We start from the raw sequence: 20,503 nt of genomic DNA on the forward strand, positions 1-20,503 counted from the left end.
TACGCCCGACATCGGTCATCGCCCCGGGGGGGAACTGCGGCCAACGTACCACCACGAACTTTCCTGTCCGACGGCTTCGCCGTCCGGCGGGGAGACTCCGAAGATTGATCAGTGCGTGAGACGCGTGATACGGTCGAGCGCAAATCATTGACTGCACATATGCCAATGGCATCGAAGGGACAAGCATTCGCGGCGGAGACATGGAATTTCCGCGGCGTTTTGGGGAAACGGGGAAGTCGCGATGTGTTCGGCGGTTGGTTGCGTCGTACGCGCGGCATGGTCACCGGTTCGCTGCGGTCGTTCGTCATGCTGACGACGATGATCCCGGCCGGCATGGCCCTGGCCGCAGGGACATCGGTGACGCCGACCATGCCCGCGTCGCTGGCCCCGGCGGCCCTGGTGACGGCCGCGGCACCGATGACGCCCGCCGTGCCCGCCGTTCCCGACATCGCGCTGTACTACGGACGCGACCTACCGGTCGATGCGTTGCAGTCCTTCGACTGGGTGGTCATCGATCCGACACAAGCTTCGTTGCCCGACGCATCGCTGACCCCGCACACCACCTGGTTCGCCCGCCTGGACGCGAGCGTCACCGCGCAAACGCCGGAGGCGTTCGTCGATGCGCGCGTGGCGCCGCTCTGGGCGAAAGGCTATCGCAACTTTCTGATCGACGATGGCGCGCCGCTCGTGGCCGACGCCGATAGCGACGCGCGCATCGCCGCGCGCGTGAAAGCCGTGCGCGCCCGTTATGCTGACGCGCGTCTCGTACTGCGAAACCACTTGAGCGTGGCGTCGTCGCTGGCGCCGGAACTTGCCGGTGTACTCGCCGACGGACTGTTGCATCGATACGACGCGCGCGCGATGATTTTCCTTGACACGCCGGCCGACGCACGGCAATCCGCGCTCGATCAACTGAAGGCGTTACGCGAACAATTCCATCTACCGACGTTTGCGATGGACTACTGTGCGAGCGCGGATGTGGCCTGCCGTCGCGACTCGGCGCGCGCGCTCAATCAATCAGGCGTGCGTGCGTTCGTCACCGATCCGGGCGTTGAGACGGTCGGCGTCGGGCGCATCGAAGTGATGCCGCGCAAAGTGCTGATGGTGCAGGCACCGGGCGATGGCGAACCCATCGACCTGACGACGGGCGCGCGCGATATTTCGATGCCGCTGAACTACCTCGGTTACGACGTGCAGTATGTCGATGTGAACAAGGGCCCGATGCCGGCCAATGTACGCACCGACCGCTACGCGGGCATCGTCGTGTCCATCGATCGCAATGTGAACAACGCGGGCGCGTGGCGCCGCTGGCTCCTGGCCCGAATTCATGACGGCATGCGCGTGGCGGTGATCGGGCAGTTCGGCTTCCCGATCGATCAGCAGACGGCACAGGCGCTTGGTCTCGAGCGTGTGGCGGGCACGGTGCCCGGCTCAGTGGTGCCGAGCGTGGTGAGCAAGGCGCCGATGATGGGCTTCGAGATCATGCCGACGCCCGACGTGCGCGACGCCCTCGGTGTGCGCGTGGGCCCGACCGGCCAGCCGCTGCTGCGCCTGCAGGCAGGCACCTACACCTACGACATGGCCGGCATGCTGCCGTGGGGCGGCTATACACTCAATCCCTATGGCGTGACGTCGCTGGCAGGCATCGAGCAGGAGCGCTGGGCGATCCAGCCGATCGACTTCCTGCGCCAGGCATTGGCGCTGCCGCAGATGCCGGTGCCGGATGTGACCACCGAAAATGGCCGGCGCCTGATGTTCGTGCACGTGGACGGGGATGGCTTCGCCTCGCGCGCGGAATTCCCGGGCGTCGACTACGGCTCGATGGCACTGTACGACCAGATCTACACGAAGTACCCGGTGCCCACGACACTGTCGGTGATCGAGGGCGAAGTCGGCGCGAAGGGGCTCTATCCGAAGATTTCGCCGCGTCTCGAAGAGATCGCACGCAAGATGTTCGCATTGCCGAACGTCGAGATCGGTACGCATACCTTCTCGCACCCGTTCAACCTGGAGCAGATCAACCAGACCACGGGCGAGCGCATCACCGGCAAGGCGAACAAGGAGTGGGGCGGGGACGATGCCTTCTCGCTCGACATCCCCAACTACAAGTTCAACCTCGACCGCGAGATCCAGGGATCGATCGACTATATCAACGCGCATCTTGCGCCTCCGGGCAAGAAGGTCGTGGTGCTGCAATGGCCCGGCGACGCTCAGGCCCCGGCGATTGCGCTTCGCAAGGCATGGGCCGCGGGCGTGCTGGCGATCAATGGCGGCGATACGATCATCACGAAGACGAACAACAGCTGGACCAATATCGCACCCTACGGCGTGGAGAAGGGCCGACTGCCGACCGAGTTCCAGGTGTATGCCGCCGTGATGGACGAAAACGTCTACACCAACGACTGGCTTGGGCCCTACTACGGCTACACGCGCGTGCTCGAGACCTTCGCCATGACCGACAAGCCCATCCGCTTCAAGGCGGTGAACCTGTACTACCACATGTACTCGGGCACGAAGGTCGCATCGCTCAATGCCCTCAAGGAGGTCTATAACGCGGTGCTCAAGCAGCCTGTGTTCCCGATCTTCACCACCGAATACATCCGCCGCGTGCTGGACTGGCGTCGCGTGGCCGTGGCGCGCGAAGTGGCCGCCGACGGCGCCACGCGCTGGCGCGTGCGCAGCGGTGCCGATTTGCGCGAAATGCGCTGGCCGGGCGCGGGTGTGCCGGTCATGGGCACGTCCGGTGACGTCGCGGGCTACCTGCCGGGGCCGGGCGGGCTGTATATCCACATGGGGGGCGACGCCGCAGAGTTCTCGATCGCCCCGAAGGGCGCCGAGCGCACGCCGCACGTCGACGAAGCCGCGGGGTTCATCCGCGACTTCCAACGCAACGGGCGCAACCTGTCGTTCCGCTTCGGCGGCTACTACAAGCCGTTCGTGAGCCTGGTCAATGCCGCTGGTTGTCGCATCAGTGTCGACGGTGTGGCCAAGGGGCGTGCCGATGGCGCGGGCCGTTTGCGTGCCGATGTCTCCGGCGTCGCCGCGAAGCCGGTCGTCATGCATACCGTGGGGGTCGACTGTGACTGATGGCGCGGCTCGTCCCGATCCCGACAAGATTGCCGATGCAGTCACCGGAAAGCCGTTCGAGAAGCGCGAACGCCTGAGCCCGCCGTGGCTGACGGTCGCGATCGGCGCCGGCATCGTGCTCGCGCTGGTCGCGGCGCACCCGAACGATGACGACCAGACGCGCGCGCTCGCCGCACAACCGCCGAGCGAACTGTCGGTGGCCTATCTGGAAGCGTGGCTGCGCATCGAACCGGGCGCGCCGCGTTATCTCGATCTGCTCGGGCAGCAATATTTGGGGTTGGGTCGCTGGGACGAGGCGATGGGTGTCGCGAAGACGCTGCGCGGCATGACCGACGAGCAAGATCGCCGGCGCGGCATTCTGCTTGCGCTCGCGGCCACGGAGCAGCGCGCGTACGAAGTGCCCGCCGACGATCCGCGTCGCGCCGAGCGCATGGCGCAGTACGTGGAACTGCTCGACGCGACGTCGCAGTACCAGTGGGATGTGCCGACGCTGCGCATGCTGGCGGAAAAGGCCCGACTCGCGGGCGCCCAGAATCTGATGCTGCGCGACTACCGCCTGCTGGCGGCCGCCGATAGCAAGAACGCCGCGCAATGGCAGGAGAAGCTGGCCGACGCCGCCTTCGCTCACGCCGCGTACGACGATGCCGCCAACGCCTATTTCGCCGCGCAAGACGCGGCAACCACGCGCGACGATCGCCGTCGCCTGTTCCTCGCGGGCATCCGCGTACTCGTCTCCGCGAACCAGATTTCACGCGCCTGCGCGGAAGGCGAGAAGCGCGTGGGCGAGCTGGCCAACGATCCGGCAACCCTGCGATACCTGCTCGATGTCGCCCGCCAGGCCGGTCGCCCGGACCTGATGACGAAATACGCGCGGGCGCTCACGCAGCTGTCGAGCCTGGTGTCGCCACCTCGGGCCGCGCGTGTGCAGCTTGCCGGCTGGTTGCCGGGTGTGAGCGCCGACGGCCGAGGGCTGGACGGCGCCGGTCGTGTGCACCTGCGCTATCTCGATGGCCCGGACGGCGTGCGCGCACGCCAGGGGATGGGGGCGTATCGCATCGTTCGCGTCGCCGACGTGGGGCTGGCCCGTGGCGCGAGCGCGGCGGATGCCGCGTCGGAGGCATTGAACAAAACGACGAAAGCGGCGAACGCGACGAGCGCGGACAAGTCGTCCAGGCCGGAAGCGCCGGGCAAATTCGATTGGGAAGCCGGTGCGGGCGCCGCGAAGCCGGCGGCGGGCGGTGCCAACGCCAACAGCGTGACGGCCGACGACTACGACGTGGCCTTCAAGGCCTTCGTCGAAGCGCGCCAGCTCGACGACGCCGAAAGGCTCGCGCAGCAAGCGCTGCAACGCAAGCTCGATCCGCTCGTCTGGACGCGCCGTCTTGCGCAGGTCGCGCAATGGAATGGGCATCCGTCGGTCGCGCTCACCTACTGGCGCAAGTACGCCGAAGCCACCGGCAACGCCGAAGCGTGGCAGAACGTCTATCAGCTTGCGCCGCAGCTCAATGACGATCAGGCCTATCTGGCAGCCCAGATCTTCGAAGCCGAGCGCCAGCCTAACGATCTCAAGTTAAAAGACGACATCGTCAACACGTACGAACGTTTAGGTCGCCCCGACGACGCGCTGTCGTATCTCAAGCGTCATGCGGTGGGCAGTCAGCGCCGCGCGCTGCTCGAGCGCGAGGGCGACGTCGCCCAGCGCGTTGGGCAGGACGCCGAGGCGCTGGCGACGTTCGAGACGCTGCAAAAGGAATTCGGTCCGTCATCGGACTATGCGCTGCGCATTGCCAGCCTGATGTATCAGAAGGGCCAGGTGAAGCCGGCGCTGGCCGAGTTGCGCAAGGTGCGCGACATCGCCGGGACGCTGCCGGCCGACGCCCGCTACTGGCGCACATACGCCGAAGTGGCGCGTCTGGCGCAAAGCGACGAAGACGCCAACTTTGCGTATCCGCGCCTGTTGCGCACCGGCAAGGCCGAGGCGCTCGATCTGAACGCGATGACGTACTTCTACCAGGGATATCCGCTCGATGCCGGCCGCACGGCCGAAGCGGAATTCAGGCAGAACGATTCGGACGTCGCGCTCCAGTCGGCGATCTACTTCTACACGACGGCCCGCGCCTACGACCGGGTGCAGGCCCTGCTCGACGGTCTCGACGCCGAGCAGCGCGATCGCTTCGCCAAGTCGAGCGAACTGCTCTCCACGCGTGCCACCTATTATCAGCAGATTCAGCGTTGGGACGCTGCACTGGCCGACCTGCGTGCAGCATCACAGCTGAGCAATGCCGGTGACGAAGTGCGTGTCGCCTACCTTTGGGCGCTGGTCGATTACGGCAGCGACGACGCGCTCGGCATGGCGCTGCATGACTATCGTCCGATCGTCGCCGAGAACGCCGAATACTGGGGCGCGTACGGTGCCGGTCTGCTTCGCCTGGGCAACGCGCGCGAGGCGTTGACGTATTTGCACCAACAGGCCGCGCTCTCGGACGACGACCCGCTGTGGATGCTCTCGCTCGCCGACGCGGAAGAAGCCGCAGGCGATGCCCATACGGCATGGCGCATTCGCCGCGATGCCTGGCGTGATCTGCAGGCACGCGCGAAGACTGGGCAATTGCGCATTGCCCCACGCCGGCGTCAGGGCGCGGTGGTGCAACGACTGGCCGCGCAGACCGCGGATAACGACGGCGTGCTCGAAGCACAGGCCGCGCGCGTCACGCTCGCACAGGTGTTTTCGAACGGCGACACGTCGCGCGGGTTGCTGGCGAATTTGCTGCGCGAAGATCGTCGTTCGGCCGATAGCGCCAAGGTGGGTGACTCGTTGCTGGGCGAGTCGGCCGAGCTGGCGCCGCTAAAACCCGCGGGCGATTCGCCCGACTCGCCCGCGACGCGCGATCCCGCGTTGCACTCGCGCCAGGCGGTGCTCAGCGCGACCACGCGCGACGTCGGGCTGGCGTGGGCACTGTCGGGCGAGCACTTCGATCTGGCCCGCGCCTGGCTGGCGCGCGAGTATGCGAATCGCCTGCTGCGCCCGGCCGATGCCGAGATTGCCCTCGCGCTCGAGGCCAATGACCGCGACAAGATGGCCCGACTGCTCGACCGTCGCCAAGGTCGCATGCCGATCGAAAGCGAGGTCGACGCGAACGAGCGACTGGGACGCTCGACCCAGGCCGAGACGCTCGCGTGGCGCGCGGCCGACGGCGCGCCGAACAACGACGCCGTGCATACGACGTTTACCGACACGATTCTGCGCGATCGCTCGAATGCGGGCTTCGATCTCTTCTATTCGCGCCAGGCGCCGTTGAGCTACCTGGAGAGTTCGCTGATCGGCAGCCTGAACCTCACCAGCCGCATCGGCGTGACGGTCGAAGCGATTCAGCGCAATCAGCGAACCATCGACACGTCGCAGCTTGCCTGGGTGCCGTCGCATGACCGGATCTTCAACTTCACGGTGCGCGATCGCACCGTCGCGCGGGATCTCGCATTGACGGTGGGACATCGCAGCGAATTGAACAGCTTCTTCACGGGGCTCGCGTCGGCCGCATTCAACCGCAACACGCCGCTGACCACCACCTTCCAGGCGGGCTACAACCAGTTCACCGACATCGCGCCGAATACGCAGGTCGCCGGAACGCGCGACTTCGGCAGCATGCAGATGCTGTGGGCGGGCGACGGCCGCTGGTATGGTCAGGCAACCGCCGAGTACGATCGCTTCCATGCGCAGGACCGCACATACCTGGGGCGTGGCTGGCGCTTCGGCGGCGAAGTGGGGTACAAGCTGCGCATCGACTACCCGGATCTGAACGTCAGGCTCGTGGCCGAGCGGGGCATTTATACGCCGGGCACGGCCACTATCCCGTCGCTCGCCGTGCTGCTGCCGACCGGCACGGCGCCGGTGGCCTCGGAGTTCATGCCGATCACGACCACCCAATACGGTGTCATGGCCGGCTTCGGACAGGATTACCAGAATGCTTACCGGCGTGCCTGGCGGCCGTATCTCGACGTGGGCTACGTCCACGACAGTCAGCAAGGCTGGGGGCCGCAGGTCAACCTGGGCATGGCGGGGTCGGTGCTCGGCAACGATCACGCGCGCGTGTATTACTCGCACGACATCACCAACGGCACCGGTGTTGCCACAACGCAGGTCGGCATCGCGTACCGGCTGTTCTACTGAAATTTCGCATCCGCAAGGGAGAGCAAGACCATGAAGACAATCGTGAGTAAGCTGTGGCGTCGTTTGGCCGGCGCTGCCGTCCTGAGCGCGCTGGTGGCGGGCTGTTCGACGATGAATGTCGGCGACGCCCCGAATCTGCCGAAGACGGCCGCGTGGGCGATTCTGCCGATTGCCAACACGACGGAAACGCCGGATGCCGGCCAGCGTGCCGAGAGCATTGCGCAAAGCATCCTGGTCCAGAACGGCTTCACCGATCTGCATCGCTATGTCGGTGATCCTGACGGCGGCGACTCGCTCGTCGGCGGCAACAACGCCCAAGCGCGCATGCGCGCGCTGGAATGGGCACGCAAGACCGGCGCGAAGTACGCGCTCTCGGGCGCCGTGACCGAGTGGCGCTACAAGGTCGGCGTCGATGGCGAACCGGTGGCCGGGGTCACTTTCGACGTCATCGACGTCTCGAACGGCAGCATCGTCTGGAGCGCGACCGGCAGCCGCAGCGGCTGGAGCCGATCGAGCCTGGCCGGCGTCGGGCAGACGTTGATCCGCAATCTGCTGGCACCGCTGGCGCAACGGTAACGGGCGCATCGTGAATACCGCGACTCAACAGGACGCCGCACTCGACGCGAAGCCCGGTGGCCCGGAACAGGTGCGACGCTCGGAGCCGTTCGGCAACGTGAGCACCTATGGCCGGCTGATCGCGCCAGCGGTGGCGCGCCCGGTAGCGGTCTTCGAGGTCATCACTGGCATGGCACTGGCCGTGGCGATCGCCTGGCTGCTGCGCCCCGGCGATCCGTTGCTCATCGGGCTGGGCTTTCCGTGGATGTGGCTCGTCGCCCTGGTCATGGCGCTGCGCTACGGCGCGCTGCTCGGCGTGGTGGCAGGTCTCGTGCTCGCCGCCGTCTGGTACGGCCTGTACGGTCTGCACGGCGAGCCGTTCCCGGCGATGTTCTTTGTCGGCGGCTTTACGATGATCGTCGTCGGCGGGCACTTCTGCGACATCTGGAGCAACCGTGCCACGCGGGCGCGGGGCATCAACACTTATCTGAACGATCGCCTCGTCGCCATCACGAACAATCACTACCTGCTGCGTGTCTCTCACGAACGGCTCGAGCGCGATTTGCTCACCAAGCCGAGCACGATGCGCGACGCCATCACGCGACTGCGCGAACTGACGGCCTCGGACGAGGCGAGCGCAGCGGGCGAACCCTTGCCCAACGCCCAGCCGATGCTCGAATTCGCCGCGCTGACGTGCCAGATCGAAGTGGCGTCGGTCTTCCCGGTGCGCCTCGGGCGGCTGGTGCCAACGGCGGTGGCGTGCGTGGGCGAAGCCTTCACTCCGGTGGAGAGCGACCCGCTCGTGCAGACCTGTCTGCGCGAAGGCACGCTCGCGCATGTGCGTGACGACGTGACCGTCGGGGAGGGCAGTGCGTATATCGTGTGTGCGCCGCTGACCGACACGCAAGGCAACCTCAACGGCATGCTGATCGTGCGCCGTATGTCGTTCCTCGCGCTCAATCACGACAACCTGCAACTGCTGCTGGTGCTGCTGGCCTATTACGCCGACGGCGTGGCACAGCGCGGCGTGGTCGCCAGCGTGCGCGACGAAGTGCCGAGCGTGCCTTACGACTTCGCGCTGGAGCTGGGGCGTCTTGCCCGTATGAAGCGTCAGAGCGGCATTCAGTCCTCGCTCGTGGCGCTCGTCTTCCCGCGCGGTGCAAGCGGCGACTCGCTGTTCGAGCAGACGGTGCGTTCGCGCCGGGCGCTCGACGCCCTGTGGATTCAATCGACGCCCCGTCAGCAGATCGCCATCGCGCTGATGCCGATCACCGACGAGAACGGCATCGACGGGTATCTGATCCGCATCGAGAATGCGCTGCGCCAGCAATACGGCCTGGACTTCCAGACCGGTCACGTGGCGGTGCACTCGGCGAGTGTGGACGAACGCGCCCCGGGCGATGGGCTGAGCAAACTGCTGGAGCGTTGCGGCGATCATGCTTAAGAAACTGCTGGCGCTCGCGCTCGGTATCCTGGCCCTGCTCGCGCAGGCCCAGGCCGTGCGCACGCTTTTCGAGCCGGCCGGGCCGATCGACCCGCTGGTGGTCTTCTTCGGATGGCAACTGCTCACGGCAGTGCTCACGGCGACGTTTGTGCGTTCGGTGCTGCCCGAGCATTACCACGGCCGCACCGGGGCGTTCTGGCACAGCCTGGCGATCAGCTTGTTCATGCCGGTGGGGGGCTTGCTGTTGTTCCTCGGCGTGATGGCGATCGGTGTCCTGTTCCCGGCACCCAAGGAAATGGCGCGCGCCGGGGCGGTCGACCTGCCGGAGTTCGTGACCTACCTCGTGTCGCGCGTCACGCACGGCGCCGGGGCGCGTCTGCGGGCGCGCTTGCGCAACACACAGGGCACCAGCGAAGATCGCGTGGCCGCGCTGGTGTCGGTGCAGGCGCTGCCGTCGCGCGCCACCGGCGAGATCATGCGAGACTTGCTGGCCGATCCGGTGGAAGAGATCCGGCTGCTCGCGTACGGCATTGTCGACGGCATTGAGAAGCAGATCATGCATCGTATTTTCGAGGCCCGCACCCAACACGAGCGTGCCGCCAACGACGATGAGCGTGCCGACGCGAGCCACCGCCTCGCCGAGTTGTACTGGGAACTGATTTACCAGAACCTCGTGCGCGGCGAGGTGTACCGCTTCACGATGGAGCGCGTGGAGCGATTTGCCCGCGAGGCGCTCGCGCATCGGGAGAACGACGCGGTGATGTGGTATCTGCTGGGCCGTTGCGCGTTGCTGCGTCACGATCCGGAGCAGGCGGAACAGTGTCTGCAGCGTGCCGAATTCCATCAATTTCCCGCGGATCGGCTCCTGCCGTGGCTTGCCGAAGTCGCGTTTCTCAAACATCAATATGCACGCGTGGGGCAGATGCTCGCCGGCCTGGGGAATGGCACGACCACCCCAATGCTGCAGCCCGTCATGCGTTTCTGGACCCGCTAATGCGTACCAACGAACGTCGCGCTGCCTCGGCCGACATCGCTTTGCTGCTCGAAGGCACCTTTCCCTATGTGCGGGGTGGGGTGTCGTCGTGGGTGGATCAAATGATCCGCGCGTTCCCGGACCTGACGTTCGCCGTCGTGTTCATCGGCAGCCGTCGCGAAGACTACGGCGATATGGTCTATCCGATGTACGACAATATCGTGCATTTCGAGGCGCATTATCTGTATGAGTTCGAGGCGCCGGCACCGGTGCGGGGCGCCGAGGGCGATGCGCAGGCGTTCGCGAACATGGAAAAGATGCATGACATGCTGCGCCGGCGCGACGACCTGCAAGGCATCGGCAAGCTGATTCACGATGTGATTCCCATGCTCGCAGAAGACGGCGAGATCAGCGAGGCCAACTTTCTGCACAGCCGGCGCTCGTGGGACATGATTACCGATCGCTACAAGAAGTATTGCCTGGACCCCTCGTTCACGGACTATTTCTGGACGATCCGGATCATGCACAAGCCGCTGTGGCAACTCGCGCGCATCTGCGACCAGTTGATTCCGGCCAAGGTGTACCACACCGTTTCCACAGGCTACGCGGGCTTTCTGGGGGCATTGCTGCGCTTCAGGCACCAGCGTCCGCTGCTGGTCTCGGAGCACGGCATCTACACCAAGGAGCGCAAGATCGACCTGCTGCAGAGCCAGTGGATTCGCGACAACCGCGGGCTGTTCGAGCGTGACATCTCGCAGGTCGGCTATTTCCAGAACCTGTGGGTGCGCTTCTTCGAAGCGATGGGACGCGTGTGCTACGAGGCGGCCGACGAAATCACCGCGCTCTTCGAAGGCAATCGTCTGCGCCAGATCGCCGACGGCGCGCCTGAGCACAAGACGCGCAACACGCCCAATGGCATCCCGGTCGACGTGTTCGCACCGCTGCGCGACCGGCGTCCGGCCGGTATCCCGCCGGTGGTGGCGCTGATCGGCCGGGTGGTGCCCATCAAGGACATCAAGACGTTCATTCGTGCGATCTTCATCGCCAGCCGCCAGATGCCGGGGCTGCAAGGATGGGTCGTCGGCCCCGAGGAAGAAGATCCGGCCTACGCGCAGGAATGCCGCGACATCGCCGCGAGTCTGGGGATGGAGGACAGTCTGCGGTTCATGGGCTTCCAGAAGGTGTCGGATATCCTGCCGCAGATCGGGCTCATGGCGCTGTCGTCGATTTCTGAAGCGTTGCCGCTGGTGGTGCTGGAGGCGTATGCCGCCGGGGTGCCCGTGGTGACGACCGATGTCGGCTCGTGCCGTCAACTGGTCGAAGGTCTGGGCGACGAGGATCGCGCCCTCGGGCCGGCCGGCAAGGTGGTGCAGATCGCCAACCCCGAGCAACTCGCCCAGGCACTGCTCGACGTGCTGGAGCCCGCCACTTGGCACGCGGCCCAGCGCGCGGCGATTGCGCGTGTCGAGCGCTATTACACGATCACCCAGATGCAGGACGCCTATCGCAGTCTGTACGAGACACTGCTGGCGCGTCCCGCGCCCGGGGTGGCGGCGGGAGACCACTGATGGCTGGCATTGGCTTCGAACTGCGCAAGATTCTCCGGCGCGACACCCTGACCAGCACGCTGGCGGCCTACGGCTACGCCGGGGTCATCAGCGCGGGTCCGCTGATCCTCTCGATTCTCGGCATTCTGCTGATCGGCCTGATGAGTCTCGCGGTGGTGCAGCCGCCGGGCCTCATCGTGCAGTTTCAGGTGTCGGTGACGTACCTGATCGCGTTCAGCCTGATCGTGACGGGGGTGTTGCAGCTCTCGTTCACGCGCTTTCTGAGCGACCGGTTGTTCGAGCGGCGTCCCGACCTGGTGCTGCCGAACTACAACGCGGTGGCGCTGGTCACGACGGTCGGCACGGGCATCCTCGGTCTGATCCTCGCGTTGACTGTGTTTCGCGGCTTGTCGACCGGTTATCGCCTGTTGATGCTCACGGGCTTCGTCATCGTGAGCAACATCTGGATCGGCGTATTGTTTCTCACGAGCGTGAAGCAGTATCGTGCCGTGCTGGCGATCTTCTTCGTGGGTTACAGCGTGACGGTGGTGAGTGCAGTGCTGCTCAACCGCTACGGGCTCGAAGGGTTGCTCGGCGGATTCGTCATCGGTCACCTGATCCTGCTGCTCGGTATGGTCTGCCTGATTCACCGAAACTACCGCACGGACGACTACCTGCTTTGGCAGGTCTTCGCGCGCCGCTTCTCGTATCCGTCGCTGATGTTTGTGGGCCTCTTGTTCAACCTGGGCATCTGGCTCGACAAGTTGATGTTCTGGTTCTACCCGGTGACCGGGCAGGACGTGATCGGCCCGCTGCGCGCCTCGGTGATCTACGATCTGCCGGTGTTCCTCTCATACCTGTGCGTGATCCCGGGCATGGCGGTGTTTTTGCTGCGCATCGAGACGGACTTCGTCGAGTACTACGACCAGTTCTACAATGCCGTGCGTACCGGCGGCACGCTCAAGTACATCGAGGAATCGCGCGACATGATGGTGCGCTCGGTTCGCACCGGGCTGTACGAAATCCTGAAGATCCAGGCGGTCGTCACGCTGCTGATCTTCGCGTTCGGCGACAAGCTGTTGCGCCTGATCGGCATCTCGGTGCTGTACCTGCCATTGCTGCATATCGACGTGATTTCCGCGAGCCTGCAGGTGCTGTTCCTCGGCATTCTGAACATTTTCTTTTACCTGGACCGGCGTGGCACGGTGCTGGCGCTCACGGCGGCAATCGTCGTCGCCAACGGCCTGTTCACGTGGGGCACGCTGATGCTCGGGCCGAATACCTACGGCTACGGGTTCGCGCTGGCGCTGCTGCTTGTCGTGATGGTGGCGATGCAGTTGCTCGATCGCCGGCTCGACGTGCTGGAATATGAAACCTATATGCTGCAACAGCAGCGCTGACGACACCGCTGCCGATCGCTATGCCTGACCGCTCGACGCAACCTCACCCCGCCTGGTGGCGCCGCCCACTGGTCCGCTTCATGGGCGGTGTGGTGGGGCTCTTTGCCGGCGTCTTCCTCAATACCGCCTCCGCGCAACCGACCCCCTTCGGGCGCATTGCTTTCTTCTACGGCGCGACGCTCGATCCGACGGCGCTCGCCGGTTACGATCAGGTGGTGATCGAGCCCGACAACGGCTTTGTACCCAAGGCAGCCGATCCAGCCGCCGAACCCAAGGGACGTCGCTGGATCGCTTATGTCAGCGTGGGCGAAGTGCTGCCCACGCGCGACTACTACGCCGCGATCCCGAAAGCCTGGCGTATCGGCCGCAATGGCGACTGGAAATCGGAAGTCATCGATCAGGCTGCGCCGGGATGGCCTCAGTTCTTCGTGGAGAAGGTGATCGCGCCGCTATGGGCCAAGGGCTATCGCGGCTTTTTCCTCGACACACTCGATTCGTACGAACTGGTCGCCAAGACCGATGCCGAGCGCGCGCGTCAGCAAGCGGGACTGGTCGCGGTCATCAAGCGCATTCACCGCCGCTTCCCGCGCGCCGAACTGATTCTGAATCGTGGCTTCGTGCTGATGCCCGAGGTGCACCGCGATGTGGCGGCCGTGGCGTTCGAATCGCTCTATCGCGGATGGGACGAGGCGAACCAGCGCTACGTGGCGGTGCCGGACGCCGATCGCGCCTGGCTGCTCGCGCGCGCGAGAGAGGTGCGCGAGGGTTACGACCTGCCGGTGATCGCCATCGATTACTGCGCGCCGGCCGATACCGCGTGTGCCGCGCAAGCCGTCGCGCAGATTCGTGCGCAAGGTCTCATTCCCTACGTGGGCGACGCTCACCTCATGCAGGTCAATCCCGCCGCCGCGCAGGATTGACGCCTCGCCTCGGGCGAGACAACGAACAAGGCAGAAGACAATCCCGGCGCGCAGTCAGAACAACGCCGGCAATCAGACAGGGCAACATGCAGTGGAGCATCGCCGGCCATTCGGGCGACGGCCTCGTGCTGCGCTCATCCAATCGATCGTTGAGGGAAAGTCATGTGTGGAATCGTGGGCGGCGTGGCACGCCGTGACGTGGTACCGGTGCTGGTCGAAGGGCTGCGCCGTCTCGAATATCGTGGCTATGATTCATGCGGCGTCGCCATACTCGACGCCGCGCACCAACTCGCACGTGTGCGCAGCGTGTCGCGCGTGGCGCAGTTGCAGGCGCAGCTGGCCGAGGCGGCCATGGGCGCGGGACTGGGCATCGCCCACACGCGGTGGGCCACCCACGGCGCGCCGGCAACCGAGAATGCGCATCCGATCTTCTCGCGTGAGCGGATCGCTCTGGTACACAACGGCATTATCGAGAACCACGAGGCGCTGCGTGACGCGCTGCGGGCCAAGGGCTACGAATTCACGAGTCAAACCGACACGGAAGTCATCGCCCATCTGGTGGACGCGCATTACACGGCGAACGAGGGCGGCACGCTGGTGCATGCCGTGCGCTCGGCCATCGCACAATTGCGCGGAGCCTATGCCATCGCCGTCATCAGCAGGGACGAACCGGAGCGCATGGTGTGCGCGCGTCAGGGCTCGCCGCTCGTGATCGGGTTTGCGGCGGATGGGCACTTCCTCGCCTCCGACGCGCTGGCGCTGGCGGGTCACTGCGACCGGTTCATGTACCTGGAGGAAGGGGACGTGGCGCTGCTGACGCCGGGACGCGTGACGGTCTTCGACGCACAGGGCGCCGAAGTCGAGCGTTCGGTGCGCGCGATGGCCGCGTATCAGTCCGAAGTCTCGCTCGGGCCGTATCAGCATTACATGCAGAAAGAGATCTTCGAGCAGCCGCGAGCGATTGCGGACACGATTGCCGATGTCACCGAGTTTTCGCCGGCCTTGTTCGGTGAAGGGGCCGCCGATGTCCTGCCACAGGTCAACGGTGTGCTGATCCTCGCTTGCGGGACCAGCTACTACGCGGGGCTTACGGCCAAATACTGGCTTGAAGCGCTCGCCGGCATTCCCACGCAAGTCGAGATCGCGAGCGAGTACCGCTATCGCGAGTCGGTGCCCAATCCGCAAGCACTTGTCGTGACGATCTCGCAGTCGGGGGAGACCGCCGACACGCTCGCGGCGCTCAAGCATGCGCAGAGTCTCGGACACGATCGCACGCTGGCGATCTGCAACGTGGCGACCAGTGCGCTCGTGCGGCAGACGGCGATGTCGTTCATCACGCGCGCTGGCACCGAAATCGGGGTGGCATCGACCAAGGCGTTCACCACGCAGCTCGTGTCGCTGTTCATGCTGGCCGTCACGCTCGGTATCGAGCGCAAGCGCATCGATGCCACTGAAGCGGCGCGCCATCTGGCGCAGTTGCGTCATTTGCCGGCGGCGCTCACGAGCGTACTCGCACTCGAGCCTCAGCTCATGGCCTGGGCGTCGCAATTTGCCGATGTGCCGAGCGCGCTGTTCCTTGGGCGCGGGCTGCACTACCCCATCGCCCTCGAAGGGGCGTTGAAGCTCAAAGAGATCTCGTATATCCACGCCGAGGCATACCCCGCCGGCGAACTCAAGCATGGCCCGCTCGCGCTGGTCAGCGAGCAGATGCCGGTGGTGACGGTCGCCCCGAACGACGTGCTGGTGGAGAAGTTGAAGTCGAACATGCAGGAAGTGCGTGCGCGTGGCGGCGAACTCTACGTGCTGGCCGACGGCGACATGCGCATTGCCAGCGCCGACGGCATTCGTGTCATCCGCATGCCGGAGCATTACGGTGAACTGTCGCCCGTCCTGCACGTCGTGCCGCTGCAATTGTTGGCATATCATACGGCCTGTATCCGGGGCGCGGACGTCGACAAGCCCCGCAATCTGGCGAAATCGGTCACGGTCGAATAGCCAACGGATCCCAGGCCGCAAGGGCAAAGCATGAATACACTCGGAACCATTCTCGTCACCGGCGGCGCCGGCTATATCGGCTCGCATACCTGCGTCGAGCTGCTCGCCCACGGGTATGACGTCGTCATTCTCGATAACCTGGTCAACAGTCATCGTGAGGCGGTGCGGCGCGTCGGTGAAATTGCCGGACGCCCCCCGGTCTTCATCGAGGGCGATGCATGCTCGAAGCCGGTGCTCGACGACCTGTTCACGCGCTTCGGCATCACCGGCGCGATACACTTCGCCGCGCTCAAGGCGGTGGGCGAGTCGGTCGAAATGCCGCTTGCTTACTATCGCAACAACATCGACAGTCTGCTGGCGCTGGTCGAAACCATGCAGTCGCATGGCGTCAAGGACCTCGTGTTCAGCTCCTCGGCCACCGTGTATGGCAATCCGGCAACGGTACCCATCGACGAGTCGTTCCCGCTGTCGGCGACGAATCCCTACGGCCAGACCAAGCTCATGGCCGAGACGATCCTGAACGACGTGGCCAAGGCGGACCCGAGTTGGCGCATCGCGCTGTTGCGCTACTTCAACCCGGTCGGTGCGCACGAGAGCGGGCGCATCGGGGAGGACCCCGCCGGCGTGCCGAACAACCTGATGCCGTTCGTTGCGCAAGTGGCGGTTGGCAAGCTTGCGCGCCTGCGGGTGTTCGGCAATGACTGGCCGACACCGGACGGCACGGGTATGCGCGACTACATCCACGTGGTCGATCTCGCTCGCGGACACCTGGCCGCACTCGATGCGCTCAAGCAACGCGATGGAGGCTTCACGGTCAACCTGGGCACCGGACGCGGTTACACGGTGCTGCAGGTCGTGAAGGCATTTGAAGCGGCGAGCGGCCAGCCGGTGCCGTACGAGATCGTCGAGCGGCGCACCGGGGATATCGGGAGCTGCTATGCGGGGACGGCCCTGGCGCGCGAGCTCATCGGTTGGGAAGCCGAATACGGCATCGAGCGCATGTGCGCCGATCACTGGCGCTGGCAGATGCAGAACCCGAACGGCTATCGCTGATCTCGGCGTTTTGTCTGGAACGATTGGCGTGTCGAGCACGCAGCAGGTATGGCATGCGCGACACGCCAGTACGCTTCGCGCCAACGTGCCAATGTGCCAATGTGCCAACGCGACGAACCACGTGTTGCAGCCGTGAGATCGACTACGGCAGGTTCTCCCGAAAAATCACCTGACTGCGGTTCGCCTCGATGCCGGCGGACAGATCGCGTTTCTCGCGCAGATTCGCGAAGATGCGCACGCAGTTCATGATGGCGCTTTGCGGGCTTTGGGTAATGACGGCATCCATCGAGCCGTCGATGAGCAGCGCGCGGGTATCGGGCGTCAGTCCGTGCCCGATGAAGACCACCTTGTGTTGCATGCCCGCTTCCTTGAGCGCCTGGCCGACGCCTTCCGATCCGCCGCCGATGTTGTAGATCGCCGCGAGATCTGGATGCTGTTCGAGCAACGCGCGCGTCTGTCGGTAGTTGACCGCTTCGTCGTCATAGCCTTCGCGAAGCCCCACGACCTGCATCTGCGGATACTGCTCGGAAAAGAGCTGCAGAAACCCCGCCTCGCGTTCGACGTGGGCCTTGTAGCTGAGCGATCCCGCGATGAGCGCGACTTTCGCGTGCCGCTTCGCCCCGACGAAGCGTGCGATCAGATACGCCGCCGTTCGCCCGGCCGATCCGTTGTCCAGCCCCACGTAGGCAATGCGCCGCGAGTGCGACAGGTCGGACACCAACGTCACGGCCGCCACGCCCTCGTCGGCCAGCGTGTCGACGGCCTCGCGCACCTTGGGGTGCTCCAGCGGCATGAAGGCCACGCCGTTGCACCCGCGCCCGCGCCGCAACAGCGCGGCTGACAACGCATCCGGATCGAACCCCTGGATAAACTGGACGCGACAGTTCACGCGATACGGCGCCCACTGGTTTTGCGAGCACTGCACCCATTCGCCCAGCATGCGAAGGAATTTGCTGCTGCGACCGGGCAGCACGAACAGCACCTGTGTCGGGGGCGCCGCCCGCACGGCTTCCAGGGCCGGCTCGGGCAGATATTGCAGCTCGCCGGCCGCATGCAGCACCCGCTGTACGGTGGTTTGCCGCACCCCTTCGCGACGATGCAGAACACGATCGACCGTGGCCGTGGAAACGCCCGCCAGGCGCGCGATGTCGGCCAGATTGGGCATGTTTCGTCTCATTCGCTTCCCCTCGATGTGTTGTGCGCCAGCGGCACCGCCTGCGGTGCCGTCGCGTCGATGATCACAGCATACTTCATCAAAACACATCAAATCGCATCATGATTTCGGGTTGGTCAATCGTGGTGTTGCAACCTATCGTACGTCTTCAAGACATCCATGAACGTACCGCCAGGCCGGTACGCGAATGCACAGGAGACATCGTGATGGCAGCAGTCGGTGAGTTGGCACCGCGTCGGTTGGCCGGTCGAGTGGCGTTGGTGTTCGGCGCGGGATCGGTCGGCGACGGGTGGGGCAATGGCAAGGCGGCCGCCGTGGCCTATGCCCGCAGCGGCGCCAAGGTGGTGGCCGTGGACCGCGCGCAGGATGCGGCCGACGTCACATGCCGTGTCATCGCCGACGAAGGCAACGACGCCATCGCCCTGGCCGCCGACGTTACCCGCTGGGCCGACGTGCAGCGGGCCGTGGCGGCCGCCATCGACACCTACGGTCGCGTCGACATCCTGCACAACAATGTCGGCATTACGTCCCAGGGCGGTCCGGTGGAAACCACCGAGGAGGTCTGGGATCGCGTGATGACGGTCAACGTCAAGAGCATGTTCCTCACGTGCAAGGCCGTGCTGCCGATCATGGAAGCCCAGGGCAGCGGCGCGATCGTGAACATCGGTGCGCTCGGCGGCGTGCGTTGGACCGGCTATGCCTATTGCGCTTATGCTGCATCGAAAGGCGCCGTGAACTCGCTTACGCAGAGCGTGGCGTTGCAGTATGCGTCCAAGGGTATCCGGGCGAACTGCATTCTGCCTGGCGTGATGGACACGCCGCACATCTATCAACAGATTTCCGGCTTCTATCAGAGCGCGCAGGAGATGGTGCAAGCGCGCAACCGGCTGTCCCCGACCGGTCGCATGGGGGATGGTTGGGACGTGGCGAATGCGGCCGTATTTCTTGCGTCGGACGAGGCGCGCTACATCAACGGTGTGGAGCTGCTCGTCGACGGCGGCATGCACGCACGCTGCAATTGACGCCGTGCCGCCGGGCGAAACGTCCGGTGGCCGGGGTGTCGACATTTCGCGCCGTCGCGTTTCCCGCCGCGCCGACGCTTGTGCAAAAACCATAAATCAGGAGACATGCGGATGAGCCACTCAACTTCTCAAGGTCGACGCAACCTACTGCGCGCGCTTTCAGCCTTGCCCGCACTGGGTGTCGCAGGTGTTGCCGGCGTTACGGCTTCGCTGCCGCGCATGGCGCGTGCCGCAGCGCCGGAATACGTGTTCAAGTATGGCAACAATCTGCCGGTCAGCCACCCGCTGAACACACGGGCACAGGAGGTCGCGGCGCGCATTGCTTCGGAAAGCAAGGGGCGCATGGAGTTGCGGATTTTCCCGAACAATCAGCTCGGCGGCGACACCGACATGCTCGCGCAGGTGCGCAATGGCGGCATCGACATCTTCAACGCCGGCACGATGGTGATCGCGACGCTCGCGCCGATCAGCGCCATCACGGCCGTCGGCTTTGCGTTCTCCAACTACGACCAGGTGTGGCACGCGGTCGACGGCAAGCTAGGCAACAGTATTCGCGATGCCTTTGCGAAGACGGGGCTCTACACCTTCGAGAAGATGTGGGACAACGGCTTTCGCCAGATCACCAGCGGCAACAAGCCCATCACGAAGGCGACCGATCTCGCCGGCATGAAGATTCGCGTGCCGGTGAGCCCGATGGGCATTTCGCTGTTCAAGTCGCTGCAGGCGTCGCCGACGAGCCTTCAGTTCAGCGAGGTCTACTCCGCACTGCAGACGCATGTGGTCGACGCGCAAGAGAATCCGCTCGCCATCGTGGAGACGGCGAAGCTCTACGAAGTGCAGAAGTTCTGCTCGGTCACGAACCATAGCTGGGACGGCTATCACCTCGTCGTGAACGGCCGTTCGTGGCGCGCGCTGCCGGACGACCTGAAGGTCATCGTCGCGCGGGCCTTCAACGAGGCGGCGATCCAGCAGCGTGAGGACGTCTACAAGCTCAACACGGGGTTGCAGAACGCGCTCTCGAGCAAGGGACTCGCGTTCAATGCCGCCGCGCCGGAGACCTTCCGCGCCCAGTTGCAGAAATCGGGCTACTACGCCGAGTGGAAGAAGAAGTTCGGCCCGGAGGCCTGGGCGCTGCTCGAAGCGACGGCCGGCAAGGTGGCCTGAG

Annotated in this window: 13 protein-coding genes; 12 read left to right on the plus strand and 1 reads right to left on the minus strand. The window is 65.1% G+C overall.

The annotated features are described in order from the left end of the window. The first annotated feature begins 243 nt into the window (after positions 1-243). The 10 genes from PEP31012_RS23680 to galE all read left to right on the plus strand — a co-directional run bounded on the left by PEP31012_RS23680 (position 244) and on the right by galE (position 17,142). Positions 244-3,087 (plus strand): bifunctional glycoside hydrolase/polysaccharide deacetylase family protein, encoded by a 2,844-nt coding sequence (locus PEP31012_RS23680; protein ID WP_174978245.1) that lies wholly within the window; start codon positions 244-246, stop codon positions 3,085-3,087. After that, positions 3,080-7,255 (plus strand): tetratricopeptide repeat protein, encoded by a 4,176-nt coding sequence (locus PEP31012_RS14395; protein WP_174978246.1) that lies wholly within the window; start codon positions 3,080-3,082, stop codon positions 7,253-7,255. The genes PEP31012_RS23680 and PEP31012_RS14395 overlap by 8 nt, the downstream gene beginning before the upstream one ends. Positions 7,256-7,285: 30 nt before the next feature. Then, the gene (locus PEP31012_RS14400; protein WP_150590011.1) at positions 7,286-7,831 is read left to right on the plus strand and encodes a penicillin-binding protein activator LpoB; all 546 of its coding nucleotides are present in this window, start codon (positions 7,286-7,288) and stop codon (positions 7,829-7,831) included. Positions 7,832-7,841: 10 nt separating this feature from the next. After that, positions 7,842-9,254 carry a PelD GGDEF domain-containing protein gene (locus PEP31012_RS14405; RefSeq protein ID WP_150590012.1) on the plus strand — a complete coding sequence of 471 codons (1,413 nt, stop codon included), beginning with the start codon at positions 7,842-7,844 and terminating at the stop codon, positions 9,252-9,254. Continuing rightward, positions 9,247-10,248, plus strand: coding sequence for a tetratricopeptide repeat protein (locus PEP31012_RS14410; protein WP_150590013.1), 1,002 nt, complete (start codon positions 9,247-9,249; stop codon positions 10,246-10,248). The genes PEP31012_RS14405 and PEP31012_RS14410 overlap by 8 nt, the downstream gene beginning before the upstream one ends. Next, positions 10,248-11,795 carry a GT4 family glycosyltransferase PelF gene (pelF, locus tag PEP31012_RS14415; RefSeq protein WP_150590014.1) on the plus strand — a complete coding sequence of 516 codons (1,548 nt, stop codon included), beginning with the start codon at positions 10,248-10,250 and terminating at the stop codon, positions 11,793-11,795. Before PEP31012_RS14410 ends, pelF begins: the two co-directional genes overlap by 1 nt. Beyond that, on the plus strand, positions 11,795-13,174 hold the full coding sequence (gene pelG, locus PEP31012_RS14420) for an exopolysaccharide Pel transporter PelG (protein ID WP_150590015.1): 1,380 nt from the start codon (positions 11,795-11,797) through the stop codon (positions 13,172-13,174). The genes pelF and pelG overlap by 1 nt, the downstream gene beginning before the upstream one ends. Before the next feature lie 20 nt (positions 13,175-13,194). Continuing rightward, positions 13,195-14,094 (plus strand): endo alpha-1,4 polygalactosaminidase, encoded by a 900-nt coding sequence (locus PEP31012_RS14425; protein WP_246171302.1) that lies wholly within the window; start codon positions 13,195-13,197, stop codon positions 14,092-14,094. Between the two features lie 162 nt (positions 14,095-14,256). Continuing rightward, positions 14,257-16,089, plus strand: coding sequence for a glutamine--fructose-6-phosphate transaminase (isomerizing) (gene glmS / locus PEP31012_RS14430; protein ID WP_150590016.1), 1,833 nt, complete (start codon positions 14,257-14,259; stop codon positions 16,087-16,089). A gap of 30 nt (positions 16,090-16,119) precedes the next feature. Further along, on the plus strand, positions 16,120-17,142 hold the full coding sequence (gene galE / locus PEP31012_RS14435; protein WP_150590017.1) for a UDP-glucose 4-epimerase GalE: 1,023 nt from the start codon (positions 16,120-16,122) through the stop codon (positions 17,140-17,142). Positions 17,143-17,284: 142 nt separating this feature from the next. Here the strand turns inward: galE and PEP31012_RS14440 are convergent, their stop codons facing one another. Beyond that, positions 17,285-18,307, minus strand: coding sequence for a LacI family DNA-binding transcriptional regulator (locus PEP31012_RS14440; protein WP_150590018.1), 1,023 nt, complete (start codon positions 18,305-18,307; stop codon positions 17,285-17,287). 215 nt (positions 18,308-18,522) lie between these two features. Here PEP31012_RS14440 and PEP31012_RS14445 point away from each other — a divergent pair, with 215 nt between their 5' ends. Beyond that, complete coding sequence (locus PEP31012_RS14445) at positions 18,523-19,338, plus strand: SDR family NAD(P)-dependent oxidoreductase (RefSeq protein ID WP_150590019.1); 816 nt, start codon at positions 18,523-18,525, stop codon at positions 19,336-19,338. Between the two features lie 111 nt (positions 19,339-19,449). Further along, positions 19,450-20,502, plus strand: a complete 1,053-nt coding sequence (locus PEP31012_RS14450; RefSeq protein ID WP_150590020.1) for a TRAP transporter substrate-binding protein — start codon at positions 19,450-19,452, stop codon at positions 20,500-20,502. Position 20,503: the final 1 nt, after the last annotated feature.

Origin of the sequence: Pandoraea eparura (assembly GCF_902459725.1) — a bacterium.
Classification (GTDB): Bacteria; Pseudomonadota; Gammaproteobacteria; order Burkholderiales; family Burkholderiaceae; genus Pandoraea; species Pandoraea eparura.

Coding starts and splice junctions, on each gene's coding strand:
- PEP31012_RS14400 (WP_150590011.1), top strand. CDS start 7,286: ATGAAGACAATCGTGAGTAAGCTGTGGCGTCGTTTGGCCGGCGCTGCC.
- PEP31012_RS14410 (WP_150590013.1), top strand. CDS start 9,247: ATGCTTAAGAAACTGCTGGCGCTCGCGCTCGGTATCCTGGCCCTGCTC.
- PEP31012_RS14450 (WP_150590020.1), top strand. CDS start 19,450: ATGAGCCACTCAACTTCTCAAGGTCGACGCAACCTACTGCGCGCGCTT.
- PEP31012_RS14440 (WP_150590018.1), bottom strand. CDS start 18,307: ATGCCCAATCTGGCCGACATCGCGCGCCTGGCGGGCGTTTCCACGGCC.
- pelF (WP_150590014.1), top strand. CDS start 10,248: ATGCGTACCAACGAACGTCGCGCTGCCTCGGCCGACATCGCTTTGCTG.
- glmS (WP_150590016.1), top strand. CDS start 14,257: ATGTGTGGAATCGTGGGCGGCGTGGCACGCCGTGACGTGGTACCGGTG.
- PEP31012_RS14425 (WP_246171302.1), top strand. CDS start 13,195: ATGCCTGACCGCTCGACGCAACCTCACCCCGCCTGGTGGCGCCGCCCA.
- pelG (WP_150590015.1), top strand. CDS start 11,795: ATGGCTGGCATTGGCTTCGAACTGCGCAAGATTCTCCGGCGCGACACC.
- PEP31012_RS14445 (WP_150590019.1), top strand. CDS start 18,523: ATGGCAGCAGTCGGTGAGTTGGCACCGCGTCGGTTGGCCGGTCGAGTG.
- galE (WP_150590017.1), top strand. CDS start 16,120: ATGAATACACTCGGAACCATTCTCGTCACCGGCGGCGCCGGCTATATC.